General features: G+C 65.6%; 22 protein-coding genes and 1 pseudogene. 15 read left to right on the top strand and 8 right to left on the bottom strand.

The genetic code is table 11. The annotated features are described in order from the left end of the window. Window positions 1-347 precede the first annotated feature (347 nt). A complete protein-coding gene (locus AB0L58_RS11730; RefSeq protein WP_364385087.1) occupies window positions 348-3791 on the top strand; it encodes a protein kinase in 3444 nt (1147 codons plus the stop codon). Between the two features lie 82 nt (window positions 3792-3873). Here the strand turns inward: AB0L58_RS11730 and AB0L58_RS11725 are convergent, their stop codons facing one another. Genes AB0L58_RS11725 through AB0L58_RS11710 form a run of 4 tightly spaced genes read right to left on the bottom strand, consistent with a single transcriptional unit; the run spans window position 3874 to window position 6715 of the window. Further along, complete coding sequence (locus AB0L58_RS11725) at window positions 3874-4524, bottom strand: pentapeptide repeat-containing protein (RefSeq protein WP_364385084.1); 651 nt, start codon at window positions 4522-4524, stop codon at window positions 3874-3876. A 20-nt stretch (window positions 4525-4544) separates the two neighbouring features. Next, window positions 4545-6086, bottom strand: a complete 1542-nt coding sequence (locus tag AB0L58_RS11720) for a hypothetical protein (protein WP_364385081.1) — start codon at window positions 6084-6086, stop codon at window positions 4545-4547. Between the two features lie 3 nt (window positions 6087-6089). Then, a complete protein-coding gene (locus AB0L58_RS11715) occupies window positions 6090-6386 on the bottom strand; it encodes a WXG100 family type VII secretion target (protein WP_364385078.1) in 297 nt (98 codons plus the stop codon). Continuing rightward, window positions 6383-6715, bottom strand: a complete 333-nt coding sequence (locus tag AB0L58_RS11710; protein ID WP_364385075.1) for a type VII secretion target — start codon at window positions 6713-6715, stop codon at window positions 6383-6385. The genes AB0L58_RS11715 and AB0L58_RS11710 overlap by 4 nt, the downstream gene beginning before the upstream one ends. A gap of 206 nt (window positions 6716-6921) precedes the next feature. Here AB0L58_RS11710 and AB0L58_RS11705 point away from each other — a divergent pair. Then, window positions 6922-7110 (top strand): annotated as a pseudogene (locus AB0L58_RS11705) (pentapeptide repeat-containing protein); the annotation flags it as partial. A 207-nt stretch (window positions 7111-7317) separates the two neighbouring features. Here AB0L58_RS11705 and AB0L58_RS11700 read toward each other — a convergent pair. Then, the gene (locus AB0L58_RS11700; RefSeq protein WP_364385642.1) at window positions 7318-7530 is read right to left on the bottom strand and encodes a DUF397 domain-containing protein; all 213 of its coding nucleotides are present in this window, start codon (window positions 7528-7530) and stop codon (window positions 7318-7320) included. Beyond that, entirely contained in the window at window positions 7520-8425 is a 906-nt protein-coding gene (locus AB0L58_RS11695) for a helix-turn-helix transcriptional regulator (protein WP_364385072.1), read from the bottom strand. Before AB0L58_RS11695 ends, AB0L58_RS11700 begins: the two co-directional genes overlap by 11 nt. A 231-nt stretch (window positions 8426-8656) precedes the next feature. On the opposite strand from AB0L58_RS11695, the gene AB0L58_RS11690 reads away from it, so the two are divergent. The 3 genes from AB0L58_RS11690 to AB0L58_RS11680 are packed head-to-tail and all read left to right on the top strand — an operon-like array spanning window position 8657 to window position 9618. Continuing rightward, window positions 8657-9025 carry a hypothetical protein gene (locus AB0L58_RS11690; protein ID WP_364385069.1) on the top strand — a complete coding sequence of 123 codons (369 nt, stop codon included), beginning with the start codon at window positions 8657-8659 and terminating at the stop codon, window positions 9023-9025. Next, window positions 9025-9354: a hypothetical protein gene (locus tag AB0L58_RS11685; protein WP_364385066.1), complete on the top strand. Its 330-nt coding sequence runs from the start codon at window positions 9025-9027 to the stop codon at window positions 9352-9354. Before AB0L58_RS11690 ends, AB0L58_RS11685 begins: the two co-directional genes overlap by 1 nt. 9 nt (window positions 9355-9363) lie before the next feature. Then, window positions 9364-9618: a hypothetical protein gene (locus AB0L58_RS11680; RefSeq protein WP_364385063.1), complete on the top strand. Its 255-nt coding sequence runs from the start codon at window positions 9364-9366 to the stop codon at window positions 9616-9618. Window positions 9619-9878: 260 nt separating this feature from the next. Here AB0L58_RS11680 and AB0L58_RS11675 read toward each other — a convergent pair whose 3' ends face one another. Further along, window positions 9879-10502 carry a helix-turn-helix domain-containing protein gene (locus AB0L58_RS11675; RefSeq protein WP_364385060.1) on the bottom strand — a complete coding sequence of 208 codons (624 nt, stop codon included), beginning with the start codon at window positions 10500-10502 and terminating at the stop codon, window positions 9879-9881. A 121-nt stretch (window positions 10503-10623) separates the two neighbouring features. Here AB0L58_RS11675 and AB0L58_RS11670 point away from each other — a divergent pair, with 121 nt between their 5' ends. The 6 genes from AB0L58_RS11670 to AB0L58_RS11645 all read left to right on the top strand — a co-directional run bounded on the left by AB0L58_RS11670 (window position 10624) and on the right by AB0L58_RS11645 (window position 19559). After that, window positions 10624-11523 carry an oxygenase MpaB family protein gene (locus tag AB0L58_RS11670; RefSeq protein WP_364385057.1) on the top strand — a complete coding sequence of 300 codons (900 nt, stop codon included), beginning with the start codon at window positions 10624-10626 and terminating at the stop codon, window positions 11521-11523. A gap of 317 nt (window positions 11524-11840) precedes the next feature. Next, window positions 11841-13106 (top strand): glutamate-5-semialdehyde dehydrogenase, encoded by a 1266-nt coding sequence (locus AB0L58_RS11665; RefSeq protein ID WP_364385054.1) that lies wholly within the window; start codon window positions 11841-11843, stop codon window positions 13104-13106. Between the two features lie 241 nt (window positions 13107-13347). Further along, window positions 13348-14229 carry a MoxR family ATPase gene (locus AB0L58_RS11660; protein WP_364385051.1) on the top strand — a complete coding sequence of 294 codons (882 nt, stop codon included), beginning with the start codon at window positions 13348-13350 and terminating at the stop codon, window positions 14227-14229. A gap of 3 nt (window positions 14230-14232) precedes the next feature. Beyond that, window positions 14233-15648: a VWA domain-containing protein gene (locus AB0L58_RS11655; protein WP_364385048.1), complete on the top strand. Its 1416-nt coding sequence runs from the start codon at window positions 14233-14235 to the stop codon at window positions 15646-15648. Between the two features lie 91 nt (window positions 15649-15739). Then, complete coding sequence (locus AB0L58_RS11650; protein WP_364385045.1) at window positions 15740-17605, top strand: HSP90 family protein; 1866 nt, start codon at window positions 15740-15742, stop codon at window positions 17603-17605. A gap of 1 nt (window position 17606) precedes the next feature. Then, window positions 17607-19559 (top strand): hypothetical protein, encoded by a 1953-nt coding sequence (locus AB0L58_RS11645; protein WP_364385042.1) that lies wholly within the window; start codon window positions 17607-17609, stop codon window positions 19557-19559. On the opposite strand, the gene AB0L58_RS11640 is transcribed toward AB0L58_RS11645, so the two are convergent. Next, window positions 19560-19994: a nuclear transport factor 2 family protein gene (locus AB0L58_RS11640; RefSeq protein WP_364385039.1), complete on the bottom strand. Its 435-nt coding sequence runs from the start codon at window positions 19992-19994 to the stop codon at window positions 19560-19562. Between the two features lie 310 nt (window positions 19995-20304). Here AB0L58_RS11640 and AB0L58_RS11635 point away from each other — a divergent pair, with 310 nt between their 5' ends. The 4 genes from AB0L58_RS11635 to AB0L58_RS11620 form a co-directional block, all read left to right on the top strand. Beyond that, a complete protein-coding gene (locus AB0L58_RS11635; RefSeq protein WP_364385036.1) occupies window positions 20305-21048 on the top strand; it encodes an RsiV family protein in 744 nt (247 codons plus the stop codon). Window positions 21049-21113: 65 nt separating this feature from the next. Beyond that, the gene (locus AB0L58_RS11630; protein WP_364385033.1) at window positions 21114-21800 is read left to right on the top strand and encodes an RsiV family protein; all 687 of its coding nucleotides are present in this window, start codon (window positions 21114-21116) and stop codon (window positions 21798-21800) included. A 48-nt stretch (window positions 21801-21848) separates the two neighbouring features. Next, window positions 21849-22490 (top strand): nicotinate-nucleotide adenylyltransferase, encoded by a 642-nt coding sequence (gene nadD / locus AB0L58_RS11625; RefSeq protein WP_364385030.1) that lies wholly within the window; start codon window positions 21849-21851, stop codon window positions 22488-22490. A gap of 3 nt (window positions 22491-22493) precedes the next feature. Beyond that, window positions 22494-22676 (top strand): hypothetical protein (locus AB0L58_RS11620; protein ID WP_364385027.1); only part of this gene is annotated, 183 nt, incomplete at its 3' end.

Raw genomic sequence — 22676 nt, 5'->3', positions numbered from 1 at the left:
CAAGATAATCCGCCCTCGTCCGCTTCGGGATGGACTCGGCTCACCTCGTCGCGCCGTGGTTATCCGGCGTGCCGGTTCGTCATCATGGGGTTGCGCTGGCATTGCGATGTGCCGGTCGCCATCCTGGCGTTCGACACAGCAGAGCCGTGCGGGTGGAGCCGCTGCGGCCAGTTCGATGGTCGGCGCGTTGCTCCCGTCGTCGCGATTTATGATCGACTAGTCGGGACCAGTTGGTTTTCGCCTCGAGAGGTGAGTACATGAGTTGCTCGCGGTGCGGTCGGGGTGGCAGGCCGCCGCAAACGCGCGAATTTCCGGGAAGCCTGCGCCGATGATCGGGTGAGCGGTCGGTGTCCGAGGGCAATGCCAAGGGGACGCAACGCGACCTGACTTTGGGTATCGCAGCGGAACTCGCTGCGGCCGGGTTCGTCGACGCCCAAGAGATCGGCCGCGGCGCATTCGGCATCGTGTACCGGTGCACCGAGTCCGCACTCGATCGCGAGGTCGCGGTCAAGGTGCTCGGCTCCACGGTCGACGATGAGGACCGGACCCGTTTCCTGCGCGAACAACGTGCGCTGGGGAAGTTCTCGACCCACCCCAACATCGTCCAGGTGCTGACGACCGACGTCACCTCGACCGGACGGCCGTTCATCGTGATGCCCCTGCACCTCAGGGGCTCACTCGACACACGGATTCGCGCGGACGGACCGTTGCCGTGGCAGGAGGTCGTGACCGTCGGCGTGAAGCTGGCGGGCGCGCTGGCGACCGCGCACGCCAGCGGCGTCATCCATCGTGACGTCAATCCCGCCAACGTGCTGATCAGCGACTACGGTGAACCGCAGCTGGCGGACTTCGGTATCGCGCGTGTCGGCGGCGCATTCGAGACAGCTGCCGGCCTCGTCGCGGGGACTCCGGCGTACACGGCTCCGGAGGTGATACGCGGCGACCCTCCGACGATTCTCTCCGATATCTACGGGCTGGGCGCGACGCTGTTCGCGGCTCTCACCGGCCACGCCGCGTTCGAACGCCAGGCGGGCGAGTCGATGGTGGCGCAGTTCGTGCGCATCACCTCAGAACCCGTCCCCGACCTGCGATCCGCCGGGGTACCGGCAATGGTGTGCGCCGTCCTGGAAGCCGCGATGGCCACCGACCCCGCCGACCGGCCGCCCACGGCCCGGGACTTCGGCGAGCGGTTGCGCACCGCGCAGTTCTCCTGCGGGCTGCCGGTGGACACGATGGCTGCCCCACAGCTCGACGGATCCGTCGCAACGAAATCGGTCGCGGGTGCTCGGCCGATCTCGCCGACAACGTCGACCGCCGCCGCCGTGTTGCCGCCGCAATCGGCCCCGAAGACCCGGTTCCGTCCACCCACGACGCTGCGTCGGCTGGTCGATCGCCCGCGGTTGCTGCAGACGTTGCGGGAGGGACAATCCAGGCGGCTGACCCTCATTCACGGCCCGGCCGGTTTCGGCAAGAGTTCCCTGGCCGCACAGTGGGCGCACGCCCTCGACATGGCCGGTGTCCGGGCGGCGTGGTTGGCGATCGCGGAGGACGACAACAATGTCGTGTGGTTCCTGAGCCACTTGGTGGAGGCGATTCGGCAGGTTCGTCCCACGCTGGCGATCGAATTGACGCAGATTCTCGAGGAGCATTCCGCCGCCGCGGCGCCGCAGGTGATGACGGCCCTGATCAATGAGATCCACGACAGCGCGGAGCCCGTTGCCGTCGTGATCGACGATTGGCACCTGGTGACCAGTCCGGCGACCCTCGCCGCGATGGAGTTCCTGCTCGACAACGGGGGCCACTACCTGCGATTGATCGTCACCAGCCGCACTCGTACCGGTCTTCCGTTGGGGCGCATGAGCGTTCAGGACGAACTGGTGGAAATCGACGAGAGCGCACTGCGCTTCGATTCAGGGGAAACGACGAATTTCCTGGTCGGTGCGAAGCGATTGCACCTTTCCGACGCCGACGTCGACCGGCTGCGTGAGTCGACGGAGGGCTGGGTGGCGGCGCTGCAGCTCGCTTCACTGTCACTGCGCGGCAAGGAGGATCCCGGGAGCTATCTGGACCAGATCACCGGGCAGCATTACGGTATCGGCGAATACCTGATGGAAAACGTCGTCGGCGCGCTCGAACCGACGATGCTCGACTTCGTCATGCGGACCGCGGTCACCGACACCATCTGCGGAGAGCTCGCGGAGGCGCTGACCAGAGTGCGGTCCGGGCAGGAGCAGCTCGAGGAGGTGCGGCGCCGAGACCTGTTCCTGCGCAGCGTCGATGACGAGCTGCGGTGGTTCCGCTATCACGCGCTGTTCGCGGACTTCCTGCGCCGCAGGCTGATCCGCCAGCATCCCGGCTTGCTCGAAGAGCTCCATCTGACCGCGTCGACCTGGTTCGCCGAGCACGAAATGCTCACCGAGGCCGTAGATCACGCACTCGCGGCCGGCGCCGCCGAGCGGGCCAAACAACTGGTGCAAGAACAGGCCGACACACTGATCGAAGATTCCCGCATGGCCACCTTCCTGGGGCTGGTGAAGAAGCTGCCCACCGAGATCACGGTTGCCGATCCCCGGCTGCAACTGTCGGTGGCCTGGGCCAATGTCTCGCTCCAGCGTCCCGTCGCCACCCGGACCGCGCTGGATCGCGTGGACGCGGCACTGGAAACCGCCGCACCGGACGATCCCGAGACCGCGGACCTGCGCATCCAGGCTGATGTGACGCGAGCAGCGGAATACCTTGTGACGGACCGGTTCAAGGATTTCCCGGATGCCGCCGTGCCATGGCTGCAGCAGTCGGTTCGACCGTTCTTCGCCAGCGTCGCGGCTACCACCGCGGAAGCGGCGGCCTACTATCGTTTCGACTTCGCGGGCGCACGCCGCTGGCACGCGTGGGCCGAGCCCTACCGGACCCGCATCAACGGCCCGGCCGGCCTGGTGTACGGCGGCTGCATCGCCGGCCAAGCCGCCGCCGAACAACTCGACATCGACGGAGCCGAAGAGCTCTTCCGCTGCGCGTTCACCCTCGCGCGCAATAGCGGCAGCCATTCCCACGCGACCCGGCTGGCCAGCGGGCTGCTCGGCGAATTGCTTTATCAGAAAGGGAAATACGCGGAGGCCGCCCAGCTGCTGGCATCCGGTCACGGCGTCGCGACCGGCGCTGTGGAATTCCTGGTCGCCACTTACGGGACCGGTGCCAGGCTGGACGCGGTGGGTGGCGATCTCGATGCCGCACGACGACGGTTGGACGAGGGGCAAAAGGTCGCGGAGAAAATCACCCTGCCACGGCTGACCGCCCGCATTCTGAACGAGCGGGTACGACTGGGGCTGCCGATCACCGACGAAGACCGGCAGACACTCGAGCACCTGCCCGCCTACCACCGGCAACCGAACCACCCGCTCGCGCTCACCGCCGAACTCACCCACGAGTCGGCCATTCGCCTCCTACTCGCCCAACAGTCACCGGCCGCCACCGAACGCGCCACCGCCGCCGCCGAACAGATCGTCGCCGAAATCCGCACCCAGCCGCGCCCCCGCGCGCTTTTACAGGCCCAATTGCTGTATGGCGGTTGCCTTTGCCTCGCCGGACGGACCGATGAGGCGATCGCGTGCCTGACTCCGGTACTTTCTCAGTGCGCCGAACTCGGCCTCGTCCGGGTGGCCGTCGACAGCGCCCCCGCGCTCGCGCCGGTCGTCGAATCCCTGCTGGCTGCCCCGGAGGCACCCGGCCAGCCACCCCTGTCTTTCCTGCTACAGATCCTGAACGAGATCCAGGAAATCGGCGATCGGACATAACCCGAATAAGCCATGTCGGCGCTGTCAGCGAGAAAACCATCCGCCGTGCGCCGCCGCGCGCGGACGCTCGCCCGAAAGCTGCCTACTCCACCAGGTGCACACGTGGGGCGCCCCGGGACGCGAACCATTCCGCTAACTGCTCGCCGGTGAGGATCTGATCGTCATCGACTCGAATTGGGCCACGGACCTCACCCCAGGCATCAGTGACGTGGGCGCCCGACAGTTGTGCTCGAGTCAGGCGAGTGGGTGTCGGTCCGAAGTGACATCCTCGTAGGTTCGCAGCACGGAGGTCGGCCTCGCGGAGGTTGGTGGAGCTCAGTTCGCAGTTGCTTAGATCTGCTCGGCGAAGGTCGGCTTTCACGAAACTGGCTCGGAAGAGGTTTGCACCAGACAGGTTGAGACCTTCACCGACGCAGCCGTCGGCTTCCACCTTGTGCAGATGGGTGCCAGACAGATCCGCGTTTCGCAATCTCGCACCGAGCAATGTCGCACGGTCGAGGTCAGCTCCCGCGAGGTTTACCCCGTCGAGATCGGCAACGGCCAGATACGCATCAGAGAGGTCGAAGTCGCGCAGATCGGCTCTCGTGAAGTTCAGGCCGGCTCCGCCGAGCGCCCCATGCACGCCGTCTTGTGCAGTTGTCCGGGTCCGGATGTAGTCCTCCAACGCCGTGCAGGCAGCGCGATCAATCGGCCATGCATGAACCGAGTACGTATACTCCTTAGGCTGACCCACCACACCTCCACGGTACTGTGTCACTTGCCGTAAATGACAACCTTGCCAGCCCATTCCGGATGCTTGCCGACTACCTCCTGCACCGACTGCAGACCGGCCTCCGACAAGTTCTGCCGATCAATCATCACATTTTCGCCGGTACCCAGCTCCTCGCCGACCATCTTCTCGAACTCTTCCGCGTTATACGCGCCGCGCATCGTCGGTGGCATGGGCTGTCCGGCCATTGGGCCCGCCGTTGGGGGAAAGGTGTCGGTCGGCTGCTTCATATCCCAATGCTGACCGTCTCCGTCCACGAAATCGCCCGTGTCCTTGCCGTTCTCCATCGGAGCTCGCGTAACGGGCCCATTCAGCTGACCGTCGTGCTCCATACCAAGGGCAACCTCGGCCTCACGTCTGGACTTGTCCGTAATCTTGCCGCCGTGCGCGGGGTCCTTCGCCAACTCTTCGACGCGGGCCGCATACTCGGGCGTTCCAGGTGTGTTGCGCGCATTGGCAGTGCTGGTTGCGCCATCACCGCCGGTGCCGCTCGATTCGTCGCCGATGATTTTGACGGTCATTGCGGCAATGGACGCCAGCGCGGCGTTGATGCCGTTTTGGGTGAGGTCGGGGATGGCGGTGAAGACGCCGGTGGCGGTTCCGGCGACGACTACTGCGCCGAAGATGATCAGGATGCGGCTGATGGAGACGGTGTTGCGGATGATTCCGGCTGTGGTGGTGACGATTTCGGCGGTGACGGCGACACCGCCTGCCGCGGCGGGGGCGGCGGCGGTGCCCGCGGACACGACCGCGAGGATGCCGACGATGGCGACGGTGATGACGACCGCGCCCGCGAGTTCCTTTGCGGCGCTGGCGACTGCGGATTGGACGTCGTTGCGCATCGTGTCGAGGGCATCGTGGTGGTCTTTGACCGGTCCGGCCAGCGCGATCGCCGCCTGTGACAGCAGTTCGGCCGCTCTCTGCAGAGTGGTCAGTTTTTCTTCGATATCGCGGATATTCGGGTCGCTGCTTCCGGTGAACTTGGCGTCGATACCCTTGATGCGGTCGGCGGCTGTGGTGATGTTGGTGTTGTTGGCGAACGTTTTCCAGGCATCCGCCGCGATGCCGAGTTTGGTGACGTCTCCGTTGGGGATCTTCCCGACTTGTTCGAGCAATCCGGTGATCGAGGTGTCGATTCCGGCACCGTTCGCGCCCTTGGCGGTCGTCGGCAGTGCCATACCGGAGTCGTACAACGGTTCGGATGGTGTGGGACGGGTTGGCTCGGTACCGCTCGTGGTGGATCGGTTGGACTGCCACCAGTTATAACCGTTGGCGGCCAGCACATCTCCGAAGCGTTGCAGCGCATTGCACAGGGTCGCGGCGAGCGTGACGATGTCGCAAGCATTCCGGTCATAGGCGGCCGTCCAATCCTTGGACTTCTCGTGGTCCCCGGCCATACCTCCGCAGTCGTGCACGAGAGCGCGCTGCAGCGGACCCAACGCGAGCGACATGTCGCTGGCCAACGACTGGCATTTCTTGGCGGCATCGAAGTACATGCCGGAGTCGATGACCCAGGTGTCACCCACGGCTTACCCGCCCTGCAGCATCTGCTTGTTGACGTCGGCGGCGCTGCTGTACCGCGTGTGCGCTTTGCGGGCCGCGTCGCTGATCTCGCGGATGCCCTCGGCGAATTCACGCGCACCCGTCATCCACTGCTGATGCGCTTCGGAATATGCCTGGGCGGCAACGCTTTCCCAGTCGGTTCCGGTCAGCGCGGCGACTTCGGCATCGATGTCGTCGAGGTGATCGCTGATGAATCCGGCGAGGCCGGACAGCCGGGCCACAATCCGATCGAGGTCGTCGAGATTGACCGAGAACTCGCTCATGGCAAATCCAAACTGGAGGTAGTCGACGCATTGCTCTCGTCGCGGGCTTCATACGTCGCGGCAGTGACGCCGAGCCTCTCCGCCATCGTGGCGAGCGCGGCAATGATCTGAGTACCACCGGCACGGACATCGCTCCAGCCATCAGCGAACTCCGCCGCCCGGCCACCGGTCCAACTACCGTTGGCTACCGCATCGACTTCGGTGGCCGCGGAATCCAATGCCGTGCGCAGTGTTTCGGCCAATTCGTAGACGTACTCACCGACGTCACGAACCTGCTCGGGTACCACCGAGAGCCGTTGGCCCGAGGCTGGCGTGCCCCCATCGCTCACGCTGATGAATGGTACCGACCTCGAATGCCGGCGTCGATCCCGAGACGGCACCGCTTGTAGCGGATCAACCGGCCGATACGGCGAACCAACCGAGCACGGGGCGGGAGCCGGGCCCGGCATGCTCAATGCCGTCGATACCGCCGTCGCCCTGTACTCCTCGGTGAACTCGCCGTGTCGAATCCACACCTTTCCGTGCGAGTTTCAAGCATGTCGACCTGCGGCAGGCGAATCTGAGCGGTTGCGAATTCAGCTCGACCAACCTTGTCGCGGCCGACCTCCGCGATACCGGCCTCCGGCGATGCCAGTTCGGGCCTACGCCCACCGCCTTGTCCGAGGCACGGCTACAGGTTGCGGACGTTGCCGAGGCAACCAGTGAGGTCCGAGATTCGGGTTGACGAAGCCACGGTCCTCGACGGTGCTTCCTTACAGGAACGGTTCAACGCCAACGGCGCACCCGAGGTTCACGTGGTGGAGTGATCGGATGCAGCGGACGTTCTGGTCGATCTGCGGACGAGGTGGCCGCCTGATAGCCGAAACAGTAACGGCCTCAGCCCATTACGTGCACGACTGAGGCCGTTTACATGATCCGCTTCGGGGAAGTGCTATGCGGCAGGCCGGGTGAACTCACCGTCTTGCATGCCTGCGGTGAAGGCATCCCACTCGCCGGGGGTGAATATCAGTGCTGGGCCGGTTGGGTTCTTCGAGTCCCGAACGCCGACTTTGCCCCCGTCGAGCCATGCCACCTCAACGCATTTTGCGCCGCTCTCGCTGCGACTGCCCTTGAACCACTTCGCCCCGGATAAGTCAGCGTTCACCACGTTCGTGCTCCTTCGCTATCTGCCGCAACAGGTTTCTGCTCTCGACCTCACCTAACGATGCATCCCAGATCGCCGCGTGAAGCTCACTATAAAGTCGAATATCGTTGGGCTTCTCGAGGTATACATCCTGGGCCGCTCCGCCCTCGATGAACACTATTGAGGGCTCGACGGGTTCTCCCTTCGAGGTCCGGTCGAAATCCACGATTATGAACGGGCCAAAGGGTAGTCCCCAGGTCAAGCCCGCACTGTACGGCTGTATCCGCAACCTGATGTTCGGCCGTTTCGACATCTCGGCAAGGTGTCTCAGCTGTGCTGCCATGATGCGCAGGCTGCCGATCACGCGGTAGAGCGCCGACACATGCAGCAGAACGTCCATCTGGACAGGTTTCGTCTTGCGAGTGACGACGGCTTGGCGTTTCAGCCGGAGCTCGATACGTCGGTCAACATCGGAGCTGGTGAACTGGGGGAACGCGCGGATAATTGCTCGTGCATAATCGGCCGTTTGGAGCAGACCGGGCAAGTGTTGCTCATGGTAGGTGCTCAGCCGACAGGCAGCCGCTTCGAGTCCGACGTACATCGTGAAGGCGCTGTCGTACAAGCCGCCATAGATATGGTGCCAGTTCTTGGCTCTAGCTCGCGTTGCTAGATCGATCGCCATGGCGGTCTCCTCCACCGCAACGTCGTACACCTCGCAGAGCGCCTGCACATCCTGCCTCTGGACCTTCTGAATTTGTCCGGTCTCGATGCGCTGGAGCACCGCTCGCGATAGGTCGACCAATTTGGCGGCCTCGGCGATGGTGAATCCGGTCGCTTCGCGGCGATCGCGAAGGAACCGCCCGAGCTGGCGGCGCGGCAGGGTCGACGATGGGCCATCCGCTTCGGTGCTGGTCACGGGGGTCTCCTGGAATCGAGTCAGATCGGATCGGAAACTGAGCCTGTTTTCATCACGGAACCGAGTCCCGTTCTGGCGCTTTGCAGCAATCGCAATCGAGTTCTCGTTTCAGCTGGTCGAGAGCAGTTGCCGATGCTGTGCTGTGGACCGGCGTTCGAGATGAGAACTGATGAGGCACGAGACCTGCTCGGCCGCCACCCACCGTAATCCATCGACCGAAGGGGCGGAGCGATGATGAACAATCAAGTGGCAGAGGCAGATACCGGGCGATTCGACACGCCGAAGGCTGTCGGATTCGTGCGCGGTGATGTGTCCGGACTCGCTGCACCCCGGCACGCGAGCGCAGTGACGCAGCACGCCCGGCTACTGGGCTATCAGTACGTGTACACAATACGGCCGCCACAGGACACCCCTGATCCGATCGGGTACGCCCTCGGCATCGCAGCCGGGCTCGGTGTGGCCGCGATCGTGGTCTACGACCTGGCTCAGGTCGATGATCAACCGGCGCGACTGTGTGAGGACTTCGATCTCGAAACCGTCTGTCCCGCAACGACATGGGCCAGAGTCGCGCGCCCAGCCGTGGAAACGGGGGCGGCGTGATGCTCGAGGACACGATCGTCACGCCGCCAAGGGTTTGCGGACATGCCGATATCGACTTGGCGCACGAGCTGATGCGCGAGCACCGTGCTTGTCGGATCGGGCGGTGCGTGTGGAAGGCGGCGGCGTATTACACGCTGGTCGATACGGGTCGTCTTGCGCCGCAGTCGTTGACGCCGCGTGAGCGCGCTGCCGCGAGGGGGCTCGAGTTTCCATCACTCGACAGCCAGGTGCACGCGGGCGGTGGGCCGACATTGCGAACCCTGCGTGAGGTGCTGGACAAACTCGGCCAACTAGCGCTGCCGGGTGCGGACGGCGGTGGCCACGGGTAGTCGGTCCGGATGAGCGAGCATCGCACCGAGGTGGACGGCTGGCAGGCGATCTGGCGGATCGACAACTGTCGCATTCGAATGATGTTGGTGCGCAATCTATCCGAATCGGAGCCGCTGATATCGATGTCGAGTGTCGTCGCCGCGCCGGACCTGGTGCAGGTCCGTGCGCGGTTCCCGGAACTGTCGCGGTTGTGGGACGCGGTACGGCACGAATACTGGACGGAATCCCTGTCTCCGAAAGAGCGCTCGTCGGGGGCGGTCTGAGCGACGGGCATCCGCGCCCCGGCGTGGGGCGATCGTCTACTTCGTCCTGGTGGACGCTTAAAACTGGTTCACCGGGTTTGAGTAGGTGTAAATCGTCGTCGAACTGCCGATGTACCAGCATGATTCGGTATCGGCGGCGCAGTTGGGCAACGACGTCGAACTCATTCAGACCGACTCCCAGCGACGCCCGAAGCCTCGCTCGCCTACTTCGTGCGGTGCAGACGAGCTAGTGCCAGCCGCAGCGCACTTCGACACACAATCTAGGTGTCGGACCGCACGAGGGGGACGAGATAGCGGGCGGCGAAGTCGCGTAGGGCGTCGTCGGTGTCGAGCCGGGGCGGGGTGTCGGGGATGAGGACCAGGGAGTGTGTCAGGCGCACGAGCATTCCAGCGAGGGGTTCGATGTCGTGGAGCTGGTTGCCGTCGGGACGGACGGTGAGGATTTCCTGGGCAACGAACACGGTGGCGAGGTTGAGGATGTCGCCGGCGTCGAGGGTGACCGCAGCGAGGGTTTGTTCCCGATCGACGGCGAGGACCTTGTGCAGGATGGGGTGGGCACGCAGGGTGGTGACGGTGATGACCAGGCCATCGATGATGCGTTGCCGGTCGTCGGGGATCGCCCGCAACCGGGTCGCGATGTCATCGAGGATCCTGGTGGTTTCCTGGATCAGCGCTGCGCGTACGACCGCGTCCTTGCCGCCGATGCGCCGGTAGAGAGTGGCGCGGTTTACTCCGGCACGGCGGGCGATGTCGTCGATGCTGACGCGGGTGATGCCGAGTTCGGCGAACAGCTCGAGGGCGGCGTCGAGGATTCTGCGGTCGGTCGACTCGCCGCCGACGGGGCTGGCGAGCAGCTCGGCATAGGTTGTCGTTTCCCGCGGCACGCGGGCAACCCTACCGGCGAACTCGAGTTCCCTTGGCGCCTCACCCATCGGTATGCAATGATGCGACAATACGATAGATTTTATCGCATTGCCGCACCGGTGGACAGAGAGGTCCGACATCATGTACGCCACTGACACCGCTGATCGCGATCTACCGGGCGCTCCGCTCGGGCCTGGGTCGCTGACCTGGAAGTATCTCGGTGACCGGCGGATGCTGTTGTTCCTGGGCCGCACCGGCACCCTGCAGAACATGCATCCTGCGGTCGGGGCGGCGCTGCAGGATCACTCGAACTTCTTCGACGATCCGTGGGACCGGTTGCTGCGGTCCGTCCCACAGATCCTGGGCATGATCTACGACGCCGACCCTGATGCCATGGCCGCCCGCGTGCGGGACTACCACAAACCGCTCAAGGGCACTGACCCGCACGGGCGCCGCTACCATGCCCTCAACCCGGATGTGTTTTGGTGGACTCACGTGACGTTCATCGAGGTTTGCATCGCGATCAACGAATTCTTCGGCACGCCGCTCACCGGCGCGCAGAAGGATCAACTCGTTGCCGAGGGCATCACGTGGTGGCGGATGTACGGGCTGTCGGACCGGGTCCTCGTCGCCGACTACGTCGAATTCAAACGGTACTGGGACACCACCGTGGACACGGTGCTGGAATCCAACGCGACCACCGACTACGCATTTGCCCTGCGCCACAACAAGATTCCCGCACCACCCGGTGTCCCCGACGCGGCGTGGGCACTGGCCTGGCGGCCGGTGATGGGTTTCAACGTGTGGCTGGGCGCCGCGCTCATGCCGCCCCGGTGCCGCGAGATCCTGAACCTGTCCTGGACGCGCCGCGACCAGAAGATGTTCACCCTGTTCGCCACCACAGTCCGAGGCGTCTGGCCACTGTTGCCCACACGGGCCCGCTACCTGCCCCGCGCCCACGTCGGCGTCCGGCGCACCCGACGCGGCGGCTCGGTAGGGGCCGTTCATGCGTCCGATGCTGGTGTCGGGCGGGCTTCGTAGCAGATCCCTGCTCGCGCATCAATGCCCACAACGCGGTCACCTTTCGCCGCGCCAGCCCGATCACCACCTGCTGATACGTCTTGCCCGCCAACCGTTTCCGGTCGTAGAGTCACATCGAGCGGGACGCTGTACTCCGCCGACGGGTAGAACACCCGCAACAGGCCACGGTGTACAGCGCCTGGGGCGGTGCAGATTCCCGCGCGCACCCCACCCCGAGGAACACTCGCCCCGCATCTGGTCCACGCACCAATTCGACGCCCGGAACCTACTTCACTGCGGCGTGAACCGGGGTCGAGCCGGTCAGTAGGCTGTCACCTATGACGGCAGGAACGACCACCGGTCAGGATATCCGCGAGGCGGTGCACGATGCCGCGCGTAAGGCTCGGGTGGCTTCGCGGGCGCTCGCGCAGATGACCACGGCGCAGAAGAACGAGGCGCTGCATGCGGCCGCGGATGCGTTGCTCGCGGCGGCCGATACCGTGCTCGCCGCCAATGCCGAGGACATCGCGACCGCGCAGGCGGCGGGAACCGAGGATTCGCTGCTGGACCGGCTGCGCCTGACCAAGGCACGCATCGACGGCATCGCCTCCGGGCTGCGTCAGGTGGCTGGATTGCCCGATCCGGTCGGTGTGGTCGTGCGCGGGTCGACGCTGCCGAACGGGCTGGAGATCCGTCAGGTCCGGGTGCCGCTCGGCGTCGTCGGCATGGTCTACGAGGCCCGGCCGAATGTCACCGTCGACGCATTCGGGCTCGCGCTCAAATCCGGCAACGCCGCGCTGCTGCGCGGTTCCTCCTCGGCCGCGCACTCCAATGCCGCATTGGTCACGGTACTGCGGGAAGCCCTTGTCGCCCTGGATATTCCGGCGGATGCGGTGCAGTTGCTGCCCAGCCACGATCGCTCCAGCGTGACCCATTTGATCCAGGCCCGCGGTCTGGTCGACGTGGTCATCCCGCGCGGCGGGGCGGGTCTGATCAATGCCGTGGTCCGCGACGCCCAGGTGCCCACCATCGAGACCGGCACCGGCAACTGCCACATCTACGTGCACGAGGCCGCCGATCTGGACATGGCCGAGCAGATCCTGATCAATGCCAAGACCCGCCGTCCCAGCGTGTGCAATGCCGCCGAGACGGTGCTCATCGACGACGCGATCGCCACCACCGCCGTGCCCCGGCTGATCGAGGCGCTGGAACGCCACGGTGTCACCGTGCACGGCGAGCTGCCCGGACTGGTGCCCGCCGACGACAAGGACTGGGGCGAGGAGTACCTCACCCTCGATATCGCGCTCAAGGTTGTCAAGGATCTCGACCAGGCGGTCGAGCACATCAACACCTGGGGCACCGGCCACACCGAGGCGATCGTCACCGGTGAGCTGGCCGCGGCCCGCGAATTCACCAGCCGCGTCGATGCCGCGGCCGTCATGGTGAATGCCTCCACCGCGTTCACCGACGGTGAGCAGTTCGGCTTCGGCGCGGAGATCGGCATCTCCACCCAGAAATTGCACGCCCGCGGCCCGATGGCGCTGCCGGAACTGACCTCGACCAAGTGGATCGTCTGGGGCGACGGCCAGATCCGCCCGGTCTGATGCCCCGTCCAGCTGGATCGCCCGAGTAACGACAGCGATGCGCCGCGCACCTTTTCGCGCCGCGCACACATTCGCCGGGCGGAAACATGCGTGGCGCGCAAAACCGTGCGCGGCGGCCCCATGGTCGAGGGCGATGGGGCTGCTCCGCCCGGTCTAGATTTCGTTCGGTGTAAGAACCGACGCGCGCTTGCGTCGGGGCCTGCCGTAGCGTTAGGGGTGGGTTTCGATGGAAGGACGCTACGTGGGTACCGAAAGCGCAGTGCAGGAGCCGATCTTCACCTCGGTCGACGATGTGATCGAACGGCTGGCCTCGACCGGGTACCTGGCCGATAAGGCGACCGCGACCTCGGTATTCCTGGCCGATCGGCTCGGTAAGCCGCTGCTGATCGAGGGTCCGGCCGGTGTCGGCAAGACCGAACTGGCCAGGGCGGTCGCGCAGACCGCAAATGCGGAGTTGGTGCGTCTGCAGTGCTACGAGGGCGTCGACGAGGCCCGCGCGCTGTACGAGTGGAATCACGCCAAGCAGATTCTGCGGATCCAGGCGTCCAGCGAGAACGACTGGGCAGAGACCAAGGCCGACGTCTTCACCGAGGAATTCCTGTTGTCGCGGCCGCTGCTGACCGCGATCCGCCGCGCCGATCCGACCGTGCTGCTCATCGACGAGACCGATAAGGCCGATGTCGAGATCGAGGGTCTGCTGCTCGAGGTGCTCAGCGATTTCGCGGTGACGGTCCCGGAACTCGGCACCATCACCGCCAGCCGGAAGCCGTTCGTGGTGCTGACCTCCAATGCGACGCGCGAACTCTCCGAAGCGCTCAAGCGCCGCTGCCTCTACCTGCACCTGGACTTCCCGGACGAGGAACTCGAGCGCCGCATCCTGGCCAGCCGGGTGCCGGAGCTGTCCGCCGCGGTCGCCGCGCAGCTGGTGCGGATCGTGCACGTGCTGCGCGGGATGCAGCTGAAGAAGCTGCCGAGCGTCGCGGAGTCGATCGACTGGGGACGCACTTTGCTCGCGCTGGGGCTGCAGGATCTCGACGACACCACTGTGCGCGCCACCCTCGGTGTCGTGCTCAAACATCAGGCCGATCACCAGCGCGCGCTGGCCGAGCTGAAGCTGGCCTGAGCCATGGCGGCCGGATCGCAGCCCACACTCGATGCGCCGCACGGGATTTCGGGACATCTCGTCGGTTTCGTCGAGGCCTTGCGGGCGCGTGGCATCCCGGTCGGTCCCTCGGAGACGGTGGACGCGGGCCGCGTGGTTTCGGTGCTGGATCTGATGGACCGCGAGGTCGTGCGCGAGGGGTTGGCCTGCGCGCTGCTGCGCCGCACCACCCATCGCAGCACCTTCGACGGTCTGTTCGACCTGTGGTTCCCGGCCGCCCTCGGTGCGCGCAGCGGCACTCCGGAGGATCTCGAGGTGCCACGCACACCGTCCGGCGAGATCGACGTTCCCGCGCTGCGCGACCTGCTCGCGGCCCTGCTGACCAGGGAGGATTCGACACAGCAGCAGGAAATGATCGCCGCTCAGCTGGTCGAACAACTCGGACAGTACGAATCCTCGCGCGGTCCGTCCTTCTCCGCGTACCGGACGCTACGTGAGGTACAGCCGGAAACACTGCTGGCCCGGATTCTGGCGGGTATGGCCGCCGGACCGGATACCAGCGAATTCGATACCGAGATCGCCCGTCGCATCGGACGGCAGCGCATCGCCGGATTCCGCGCCATCGTGGAGGCGGAAACGCACCGGCGGGTCGCCGAGAATATCGGCAGGGAGCGCGTCGCGAGCTATGCCGTCGCCCGGCAGGTCGAGGATGTCGACTTCCTGCGCGCCTCGGAAACCGAACTCGCCGAGATGCGGCGCAGCACACAGCGACTGGCCCGCATCCTGGCGTCCCGACTTGCCGTGCGGCGCAGGCACGCTCGGCGCGGAGAGATCGATCTGCGCAAGACGCTGCGCAAATCCATGTCGACCGGCGGCGTACCCATCGATCTGGTGAATCGCAAACCACGGCCGGGTCGACCCGAACTGGTGCTGCTCTGCGATGTGTCCGGTTCGGTGGCCGGATTCAGCAACTTCACACTGCTGCTGGTCAATTCGCTGCGCGAACAGTTCTCCCGGGTCCGGATATTCGCCTTCGTGGACCGGACCGATGAGGTGACCCGGTTCTTCGATCCGAAGACCCAGCTGGACCAGTCCATGGCCCGCATCTTCACCGAGGGTACGGTCGTCGGCCTGGACGGGCACTCCGACTACGGCCACGCGTTGTCGACCTTCGTCGAGCAGTGGCCCGATGCGGTCACCGCCCGCAGCTCGCTGCTGATCCTCGGCGATGCCCGCACCAATTACCGTGATCCTGATCTGAATACGCTGCGCGAGCTGGTGCGCACGGCAAAACATGCGCATTGGCTCAATCCGGAGAAGGAAAGCAACTGGGGCACCGGCGATTCCGCCGCCGACCGGTATCGCGAAGTGATCGAGATGCACGAGTGCCGCTCGGCCAAACAACTGACCGCCGTGGTGTCCCGGCTGCTCCCGGTGTGACGCGAATGTGACCGAACTCATTATCGGTGTTCGTTAACGTCATCAGCATTCGTTAAGGGAACCATTGGGGCCGCGCATCAGGATTCGGTCCATGGTGAACAACGCGCCGGATGGCGCACGGGCGGGGTCGGGCCGCGGCGGTAGCGGGGACTATTCGTTCCAGGTCGATTTGCGGGGGATCGTCGATCTGCTCTCGCATCATCTGTATTCGAGTCCCCGGGTCTACATCCGTGAGCTGCTGCAGAACGCGGTCGATGCCGTCACCGCGCGCAAGCAGCGAGACGCGGTGGCGCCCACCGCGATTCGACTTGTCGTCGACGAATCGGGGCTGCGGATAACCGATCACGGCATCGGTCTCACCGAGGCCGATGTGCATCGCTTCCTCGCCACCATCGGGCATTCGTCCAAGCGCGACGAGATCGAGGGTGCGCGTCGAGAGTTCCTCGGGCAGTTCGGCATCGGGCTGCTGGCATGTTTCACCGTGGCCGAGACGATCCGGGTGGTCACCCGCTCGGCCCTCGATCCGGACGCACCACCCATCGAATGGCTGGCCGCCGCCGACGGCACCTACGCGCTGCGTCGGCTCGATCCGGCGCAGCGGCCGGAACCGGGCACCACGGTGCATCTCACGCCGCGCGCCGGTGCGCAGGAATGGTTCGCGCCAGGGCGGGTACTGGACCTGGTCCGCGATTACGGTTCGCTGCTGCCCTACGAGGTGACCGTCGAGGCGAATGGTGCCGGTCTGCGCGCGACCGACGGTCCGCCGGTATGGCGGCGCGGCTACGCATCCGCGGCCCAGCGGCGCGCGGCGCTGTTCGAGTACGGCGAGCGCGTCCTCGGTTTCACCCCGCTGGATGTGATCGATCTCGATGCCGAATTGGCGGGGGTCAGCGGTGTCGCCTTTGTGCTGTCACAGCCGGGCAATCCCGCCGAAAGCAGTGCGCACCGGGTGTATCTCAAGGGCATGCTGCTCGGTGACGCGGTGCGCGGGCTGCTGCCGGACTGGGCCTTCTTCGTGCGCTGTGTCATCGATACCGACAGCCTGCGCCCGACCGCCTCGCGTGAGGGCCTCTACGAAGATGAACGTCTCGCCATCGTCCGCGACAGCCTCGGCGACCGAATCCGCGACTGGCTCACCGAAATCGCCGCCGAACAGCCCGAGCGGATCGCCGCATTCCTGTCCGTACACGCACTCGGCGTCAAGGCGATGGCGCGGCATTCGCCGGACGTGCTGCGGATCATGGTGCCGCACTTGCTGTTCGAGACAACCGATGGCCGAGTTCCGCTGACCGAATTCGCGCGCAACCATCCGAGCGTGCGGGTGACGGCAACGGTGGAGGAATTCCGCCAGGTGGCGGCCACCGCGGCCGCGCAGGGCATCGGTGTTGTCAACGGCGGCTATACCTACGATGCGGAACTCGTCGCGCTGCTGCCCTCGATCCTGCCCGGTGTCACGGTGAGCGAACTGGACGCGGCCGCCGTCACGGCGGCCCTCGACCTGGTGGATCCGGCCGAGGAACTGGCGCTGGCTTCGGTACTCGCCGCCGCCCGCACCGCCCTGGATCCGCTGTCCTGCGATGTGATTCTGCGCGCGTTCCATCCGGTTTCGGTGCCCGCACTGCATCTGGACAGTCGCGGCGCGCGCAATGAGCGCGCACGGGTCGAGACCACCGTCGGCGCCGACGAGCTCTGGACCGAAATCCTCGGTGCGCTGGAGGCGAGCGCGCCCCGCGCCCAACTGGTGTTGAACCACAACAGCCCGGTAGTCCGACGATTGAGTCGGATCGATGACCCCGCCTTCCTGCGGACGGCGGTCGAATCGCTCTACGGCCAAGCGCTATTGATGACACACCGGCCGTTGCGACCGGCCGATACCGCGCTGCTCAATCGCGCATTCGGCGAATTCCTCAGCTGGGCGACCCGGCGTGCGGCGGGCGATTCCGCCGAGGAGGCCTGAGATGGAAACCTCCGAAATCCAATCGGCGCTGGCGCAGAGCCGTTCGCTGCCGCATGGACGCGGCCGCACCGAACGTCTGGAAATGCTTGCCGCCGCGGCGAAGTCGGGTCCCGACCGGGCATTGGAAGGGAGTGTCCTTTTGGAGTTGGCCCAGGCGTATGCCTTTGCGGGCGAACGCGATCTGGCACCGGTCGCCTATGGCAGGCTGCTGCGAATCTACGACGACTTTCCGGCCGAACTCGGTACGATGACGCATTCGGTGCACTGGTATCTGAAATGGCTGACCTGGGGTCTGATCGATAATCCCGCGGTGCCGCTGCCGACCACCTACCGCTGGCTCGACGAGCTCGAAAGCCGTTACCGGCAGCGGGGATACAGTGCGCGCCCGGTGCTCGCGCTGCGCTCCGACCTGGCGCGGGAACTGGGGCAGCACGAGCTGGCCGCCGAGCTGTTGGACGCGGCGCGCGCGGCAGCGCGCGACAGCATGTCCGATTGCGATGCCTGTGAACGCAACCAATGGGGCGCGAATTACGCGCAGGCAGGCGATGACGAGTCGGCATTGGAGAGTTGGCGTCCGGTCATCGAGGGTGCGCGCAGCTGTACCGAGGAGCCGCATCGGGTGCTCGGGCAAGCCTTGCTGCCGATGTTGCGCACCGGGCGCACTGCCGAGGCACGCAGTGCGCATTTGACGGGTTATCCACTGGTGCGCCACCTTCCGGATCTGCGGCGTTCGGTCGGCGAGCACATCGAGTTCTGCGCACTGACCGGAAACGAGGCGCGTGGTCTGGAGATGCTGGCCGAGCACGCGGCGTGGCTGACCGATCCAGGCGCGGATGCCGCCATCCGGCTCGCCTTCCTCTCGGGGGTGGGCGTGCTGTTGCGACGGCTGACCGAACTGGATCTCGGTGCACTCGCGGTCGGTGCGGGCACGGTGGATTCGGTACGCGCTGAACTGAGCGTCGAAATCGGCGAGCTCACCGCACGTTACGACGCGCGCAATGGCAATACGGTGGTCAGCGAGCGGGTCGCGGCCCGGCTCGCGCACCGGCCGCTGGTGGACCATCTCCCACTCGGTGCGCGAAACACGTTGCCGCGCAAGGTACCCGCCGTGGAGCGAGCGGTTACCGCCACCGCCGCCGAACAAGCGGAGGACGCACTGCAATTGGCGGAACTGGCCGCGATACGTCTCGTCGACTATCCGAAGGATGCCGAACAGTATCTGCGCCAAGCGCTTTCGATCGGTGCGACCGCGCTGCCCGCCGAACATCTGGCCCGGCTGAGCTCCCAGCTGGTCATGGTGCTCTCCGGACAGCCGGGCCGCGAATACGAACTGGCCGATGCGGCACTCACCGCCGCCGCACGGTGGGAACCGATTTCGGCCGCGGATGCGATACACCTGACCTTCGTCGCCGCGCGGGCCTTTCACCGGGCGGGACGGCACGGGGAGGCGGCCGCCCTGTTCGAACAGCCACTCGCGGCCGCCGAGCAGCCGTATCCGCCCGCCGAAATGGCGATCGTGCGCCGCCAATACGGCGAATCCCTGCGCAAGCTCAACCGATTCCGTGATGCGGCACAGCAATTCGTCGAGGCGGCCCGGCTCGTCCACAATGATCCCGACCACGTCGAACTCGAAGCCGAACTCGCCTGGTCGGCGGCCTCGGTCCTGGACTACTGCGGCGAAGACGAACAGGCGGTCGTCGCCTTTCTCCGCGCCGCCCACCTCTGGGGCACCCTCGACCGCATCGGTCCGCGCGCCAAATGCCTGCGCTCCGCGGCGTGGCTACAGCTCTACGGCGCCGGGATGGAATCCGACCGCCCCTGGTTCACGACCATGCGCGAACTACTCGTGGAACTGGAAAACCTGGCCGAAAAGTCCCCATCACCGGAGGTAGCGACCGAACTCCTGAACACTCGCGCTCAGCTCGCCGATATGCAGCGCGACGAGGACCATTGATCACCCCGCCGTCCGCTCGCCGACCAGCGCCTCGACCTGGTCGAAAGCGATGGCAGCGGCGAGCGGATTCGAATAGCTGCGGGTCGAGACGATCAGCCCGTCACGGACCCGGGACACATTGATGATCGGGAATTCGAACCGCTTACCGGTGGCCAGCACGGTTCCGTTGATCCGGTACTCGGAGATGACGACCTCGGGGTCGGCGGTCTCGTGAATATGGACGTCGTCGACGGAATCGAAGCGCTGGATTTGTGCGCCTGCCACCAGATGCGTACGAAACGCCTCGCGGCCGACCTCGGGATGCTCGGCCCCCGGCGGCAGGAACGGCAGTTCGAACACCGCGTCGACGGCATATATATCGGCCATCTCCGGTGTCGGGCCGTCGGCAAACAGGGACAGCAGGCGTTCGATGGTCGCACGGGGGGTAGTGGACATGGCGTGCTCCTCTTCAGCAGATAACCGGGGTGATCCCCCCGGTTAATATACGGGGCGACCGCCCCGATTGTCGTCCCTTGCGGGCGTCCGTGGGTGGTTCGCGCCGATATCGACCTCGACGGGGAGCAAGCAATTGTGATCGCGGCGGTTTCGGTGTACCGCACCGGAATTCGCGACCCACAACGTGCAGCAACGTTGATCTCGGGACTGTCGGCATTTGCAAACCATAAGGAAACCGTTAGGCGGCATCGGCATTGTTGCGGAGGACACCGAGATCGCCTCGGTGCGATGTCGATCGGGGGAGCCCAGGATGAAGACCGTTGTTGTCATCGGTGCGTTGGCCACCGCCGCCGTACTCACGGCATGCGGGCCGGACGAATCACCTGCGACCCGGGTGAGCGAGACCCCGGCCGCGGTGACCTCGACAGGGGCGTCGACAACGGTCGCCGAGTCGCCCCAGGCCAGCGCCTTCACAGCTACCACAGTGACTATGGTCGGAGACTACTATCGCGTGGACGTGCCGCAGGTCGACGGCGGGACCTACGTCGCCCGATTCGGATTCAATCGGGCGATACAGGACGGGGTGCTGCAGTGGATCGGTCACAACTCCCTGCCGATGGACTCGGTCTCGAGTCGCGACAGCCAGATGGTGCGGATCGGAACCAAGGTGCTGAGCGGGCACCTGATCGTCACCGTGTACGGAGATGGCGCGGCACATCCCAACAGCTTCGATCTCGCGCAGGTCACCGATATCGACACCGGCAAGTCGATCACCCTGTCCGACCTGTTCACCGATCTCCAGCAGGGGCTGACCACCCTCTCGACCCAGGCCGAGGCCCTGGTACAGCAGAACCCGAAGGCGACGGGCTACAGCAAGAGCCTGCTCACCCCGGTCGCCGAGCACTTCCAGACCTGGGTCGCCACACCCGACGGTATGCGGATCTATCTCGGTGAAATCGCCTCGCATGCCGCGGGCAACATCGATGTCACCGTGCCGTGGTCGGCGCTGGACGGCGTGCTGAAGCCGGGCATGCGCGCGGTCGTCAGCAGCTGATGAAACTGCGATTGCTCGCGGTGGTACCTTCTCGGGCACGGACGCGAGCTATTCGGGGAGGCGAAATGAGGAAGACCGCTGCCGCTGTCCTGGCCAGCGTCCTGTTGGCCGTGTTGACGGCCTGCGGGTCCGCCGACCGGGCCGACTCGGCCGCGCTACCGGCCTTCACAGCGACCACGATCAAGCTCGAGGGCCCCTGGTACTCCTTCGATCTGCCGCAGGTCGAAGGCGGAACCGAGGATGCGCGCACCGACTTCAACGACGGCATGCGCGCCGAGTTGGACCCGTTCCTGCGGGCCGCGGCGGAGAACCAACGGGTGAAGGGGTACAAAAGCGAGGTCGTCCATATCGGCCGCCATGTGCTCAGCGGTGTGCTCGGCATCGAGGTCGAGGTCGACGGCGGCAAGCTGCATCCGACCACCTACAAGCGCACTCATGTGACCGATATCGACACCGGCAAGGCACTTACCCTGCCGGATCTGTTCACCGACCTGCAGAAGGGCCTCGATCGGCTGTCGGCGCAGGCGCAGGTACAGATCCCCAAGACCCGCGTCGGCACGAGTCCCTACGACAAGGAGCGCATCGCGCCGGCGGTGGAGAACTTCAAGGACTGGCTGGCCATGCCCGACGGTCTGCGCGTCTACCTCGGGGAGATCGCCTCACATGCACTGGGCTATATCGACATCACGATCCCGTGGTCCGAACTCGACGGAGTGCTGAAGCCGGGTCTGCGGGCAGTCGTCAGCAGTTGACCGTCCGGCCCCGGCTCGGACCCGACCGACCGGTTAAGCTCGGCTCTCATGCAGGAGAACGGTCGGCGTCGACGCAAGCTGGGGGTGATGGGTGGCACCTTCGATCCCATCCACCACGGCCACCTCGTCGCCGCCAGCGAGGTCGCGAACCGGTTCGAACTGGACGAGGTGATCTTCGTCCCGACCGGACAGCCGTGGCAGAAGGCCGATAGGCAGGTCAGTCCGGCCGAGGATCGCTACCTCATGACCGTGATCGCGACCGCCTCCAACCCGCGATTCTCGGTCAGTCGGGCCGATATCGACCGGGGCAAGGTCACCTATACCGTCGACACGCTGCGTGAGATGCGCACCAAGCATCCCGATGCCGAGCTGTACTTCATCACCGGAGCTGACGCGCTTGCCAACATCCTGACGTGGCAGGATTGGGCGGAGTTGTTCGAACTGGCGAAATTCGTCGGGGTGAGCCGACCGGGGTACGAGCTGAACACCGATCATCTCGAGGAGCATCTGCGTGACCTGCCGGTCGACGCGGTGACCATGATCGAGATCCCGGCGTTGGCGATCTCCTCGAGTGACTGCCGTCGCCGTGCCGCGGAGAACCGGCCGGTGTGGTACCTCGTGCCCGACGGCGTCGTGCAGTACATATCGAAGCGGCATTTATATGTGCCCGTAGGAGTGGAAGGTAGTTAAGGCGTGAGCGAGCGTAGCGAGCGAGCCGAAGGTGCAGCCGCATGTGCGGTCATGCCGGAGCCGAGCGCCAGCGAGGTGGAGGCCGCGCGGGAGCGTAGCGAGCGAGCCGAAGGTGCAGCCGCATGTGCGGTCATGCCGGAGCCGAGCGCCAGCGAGGTGGAGGCCGCGCGGGAGCGTAGCGAGCGA

The organism is Nocardia sp. NPDC052112 (assembly GCF_040680135.1).
Taxonomy (GTDB): Bacteria; Actinomycetota; Actinomycetes; order Mycobacteriales; family Mycobacteriaceae; genus Nocardia.
The sequence above is the reverse complement of the archived record's forward strand: the minus strand, read 5'-3'. Positions and strand labels throughout refer to the sequence as shown.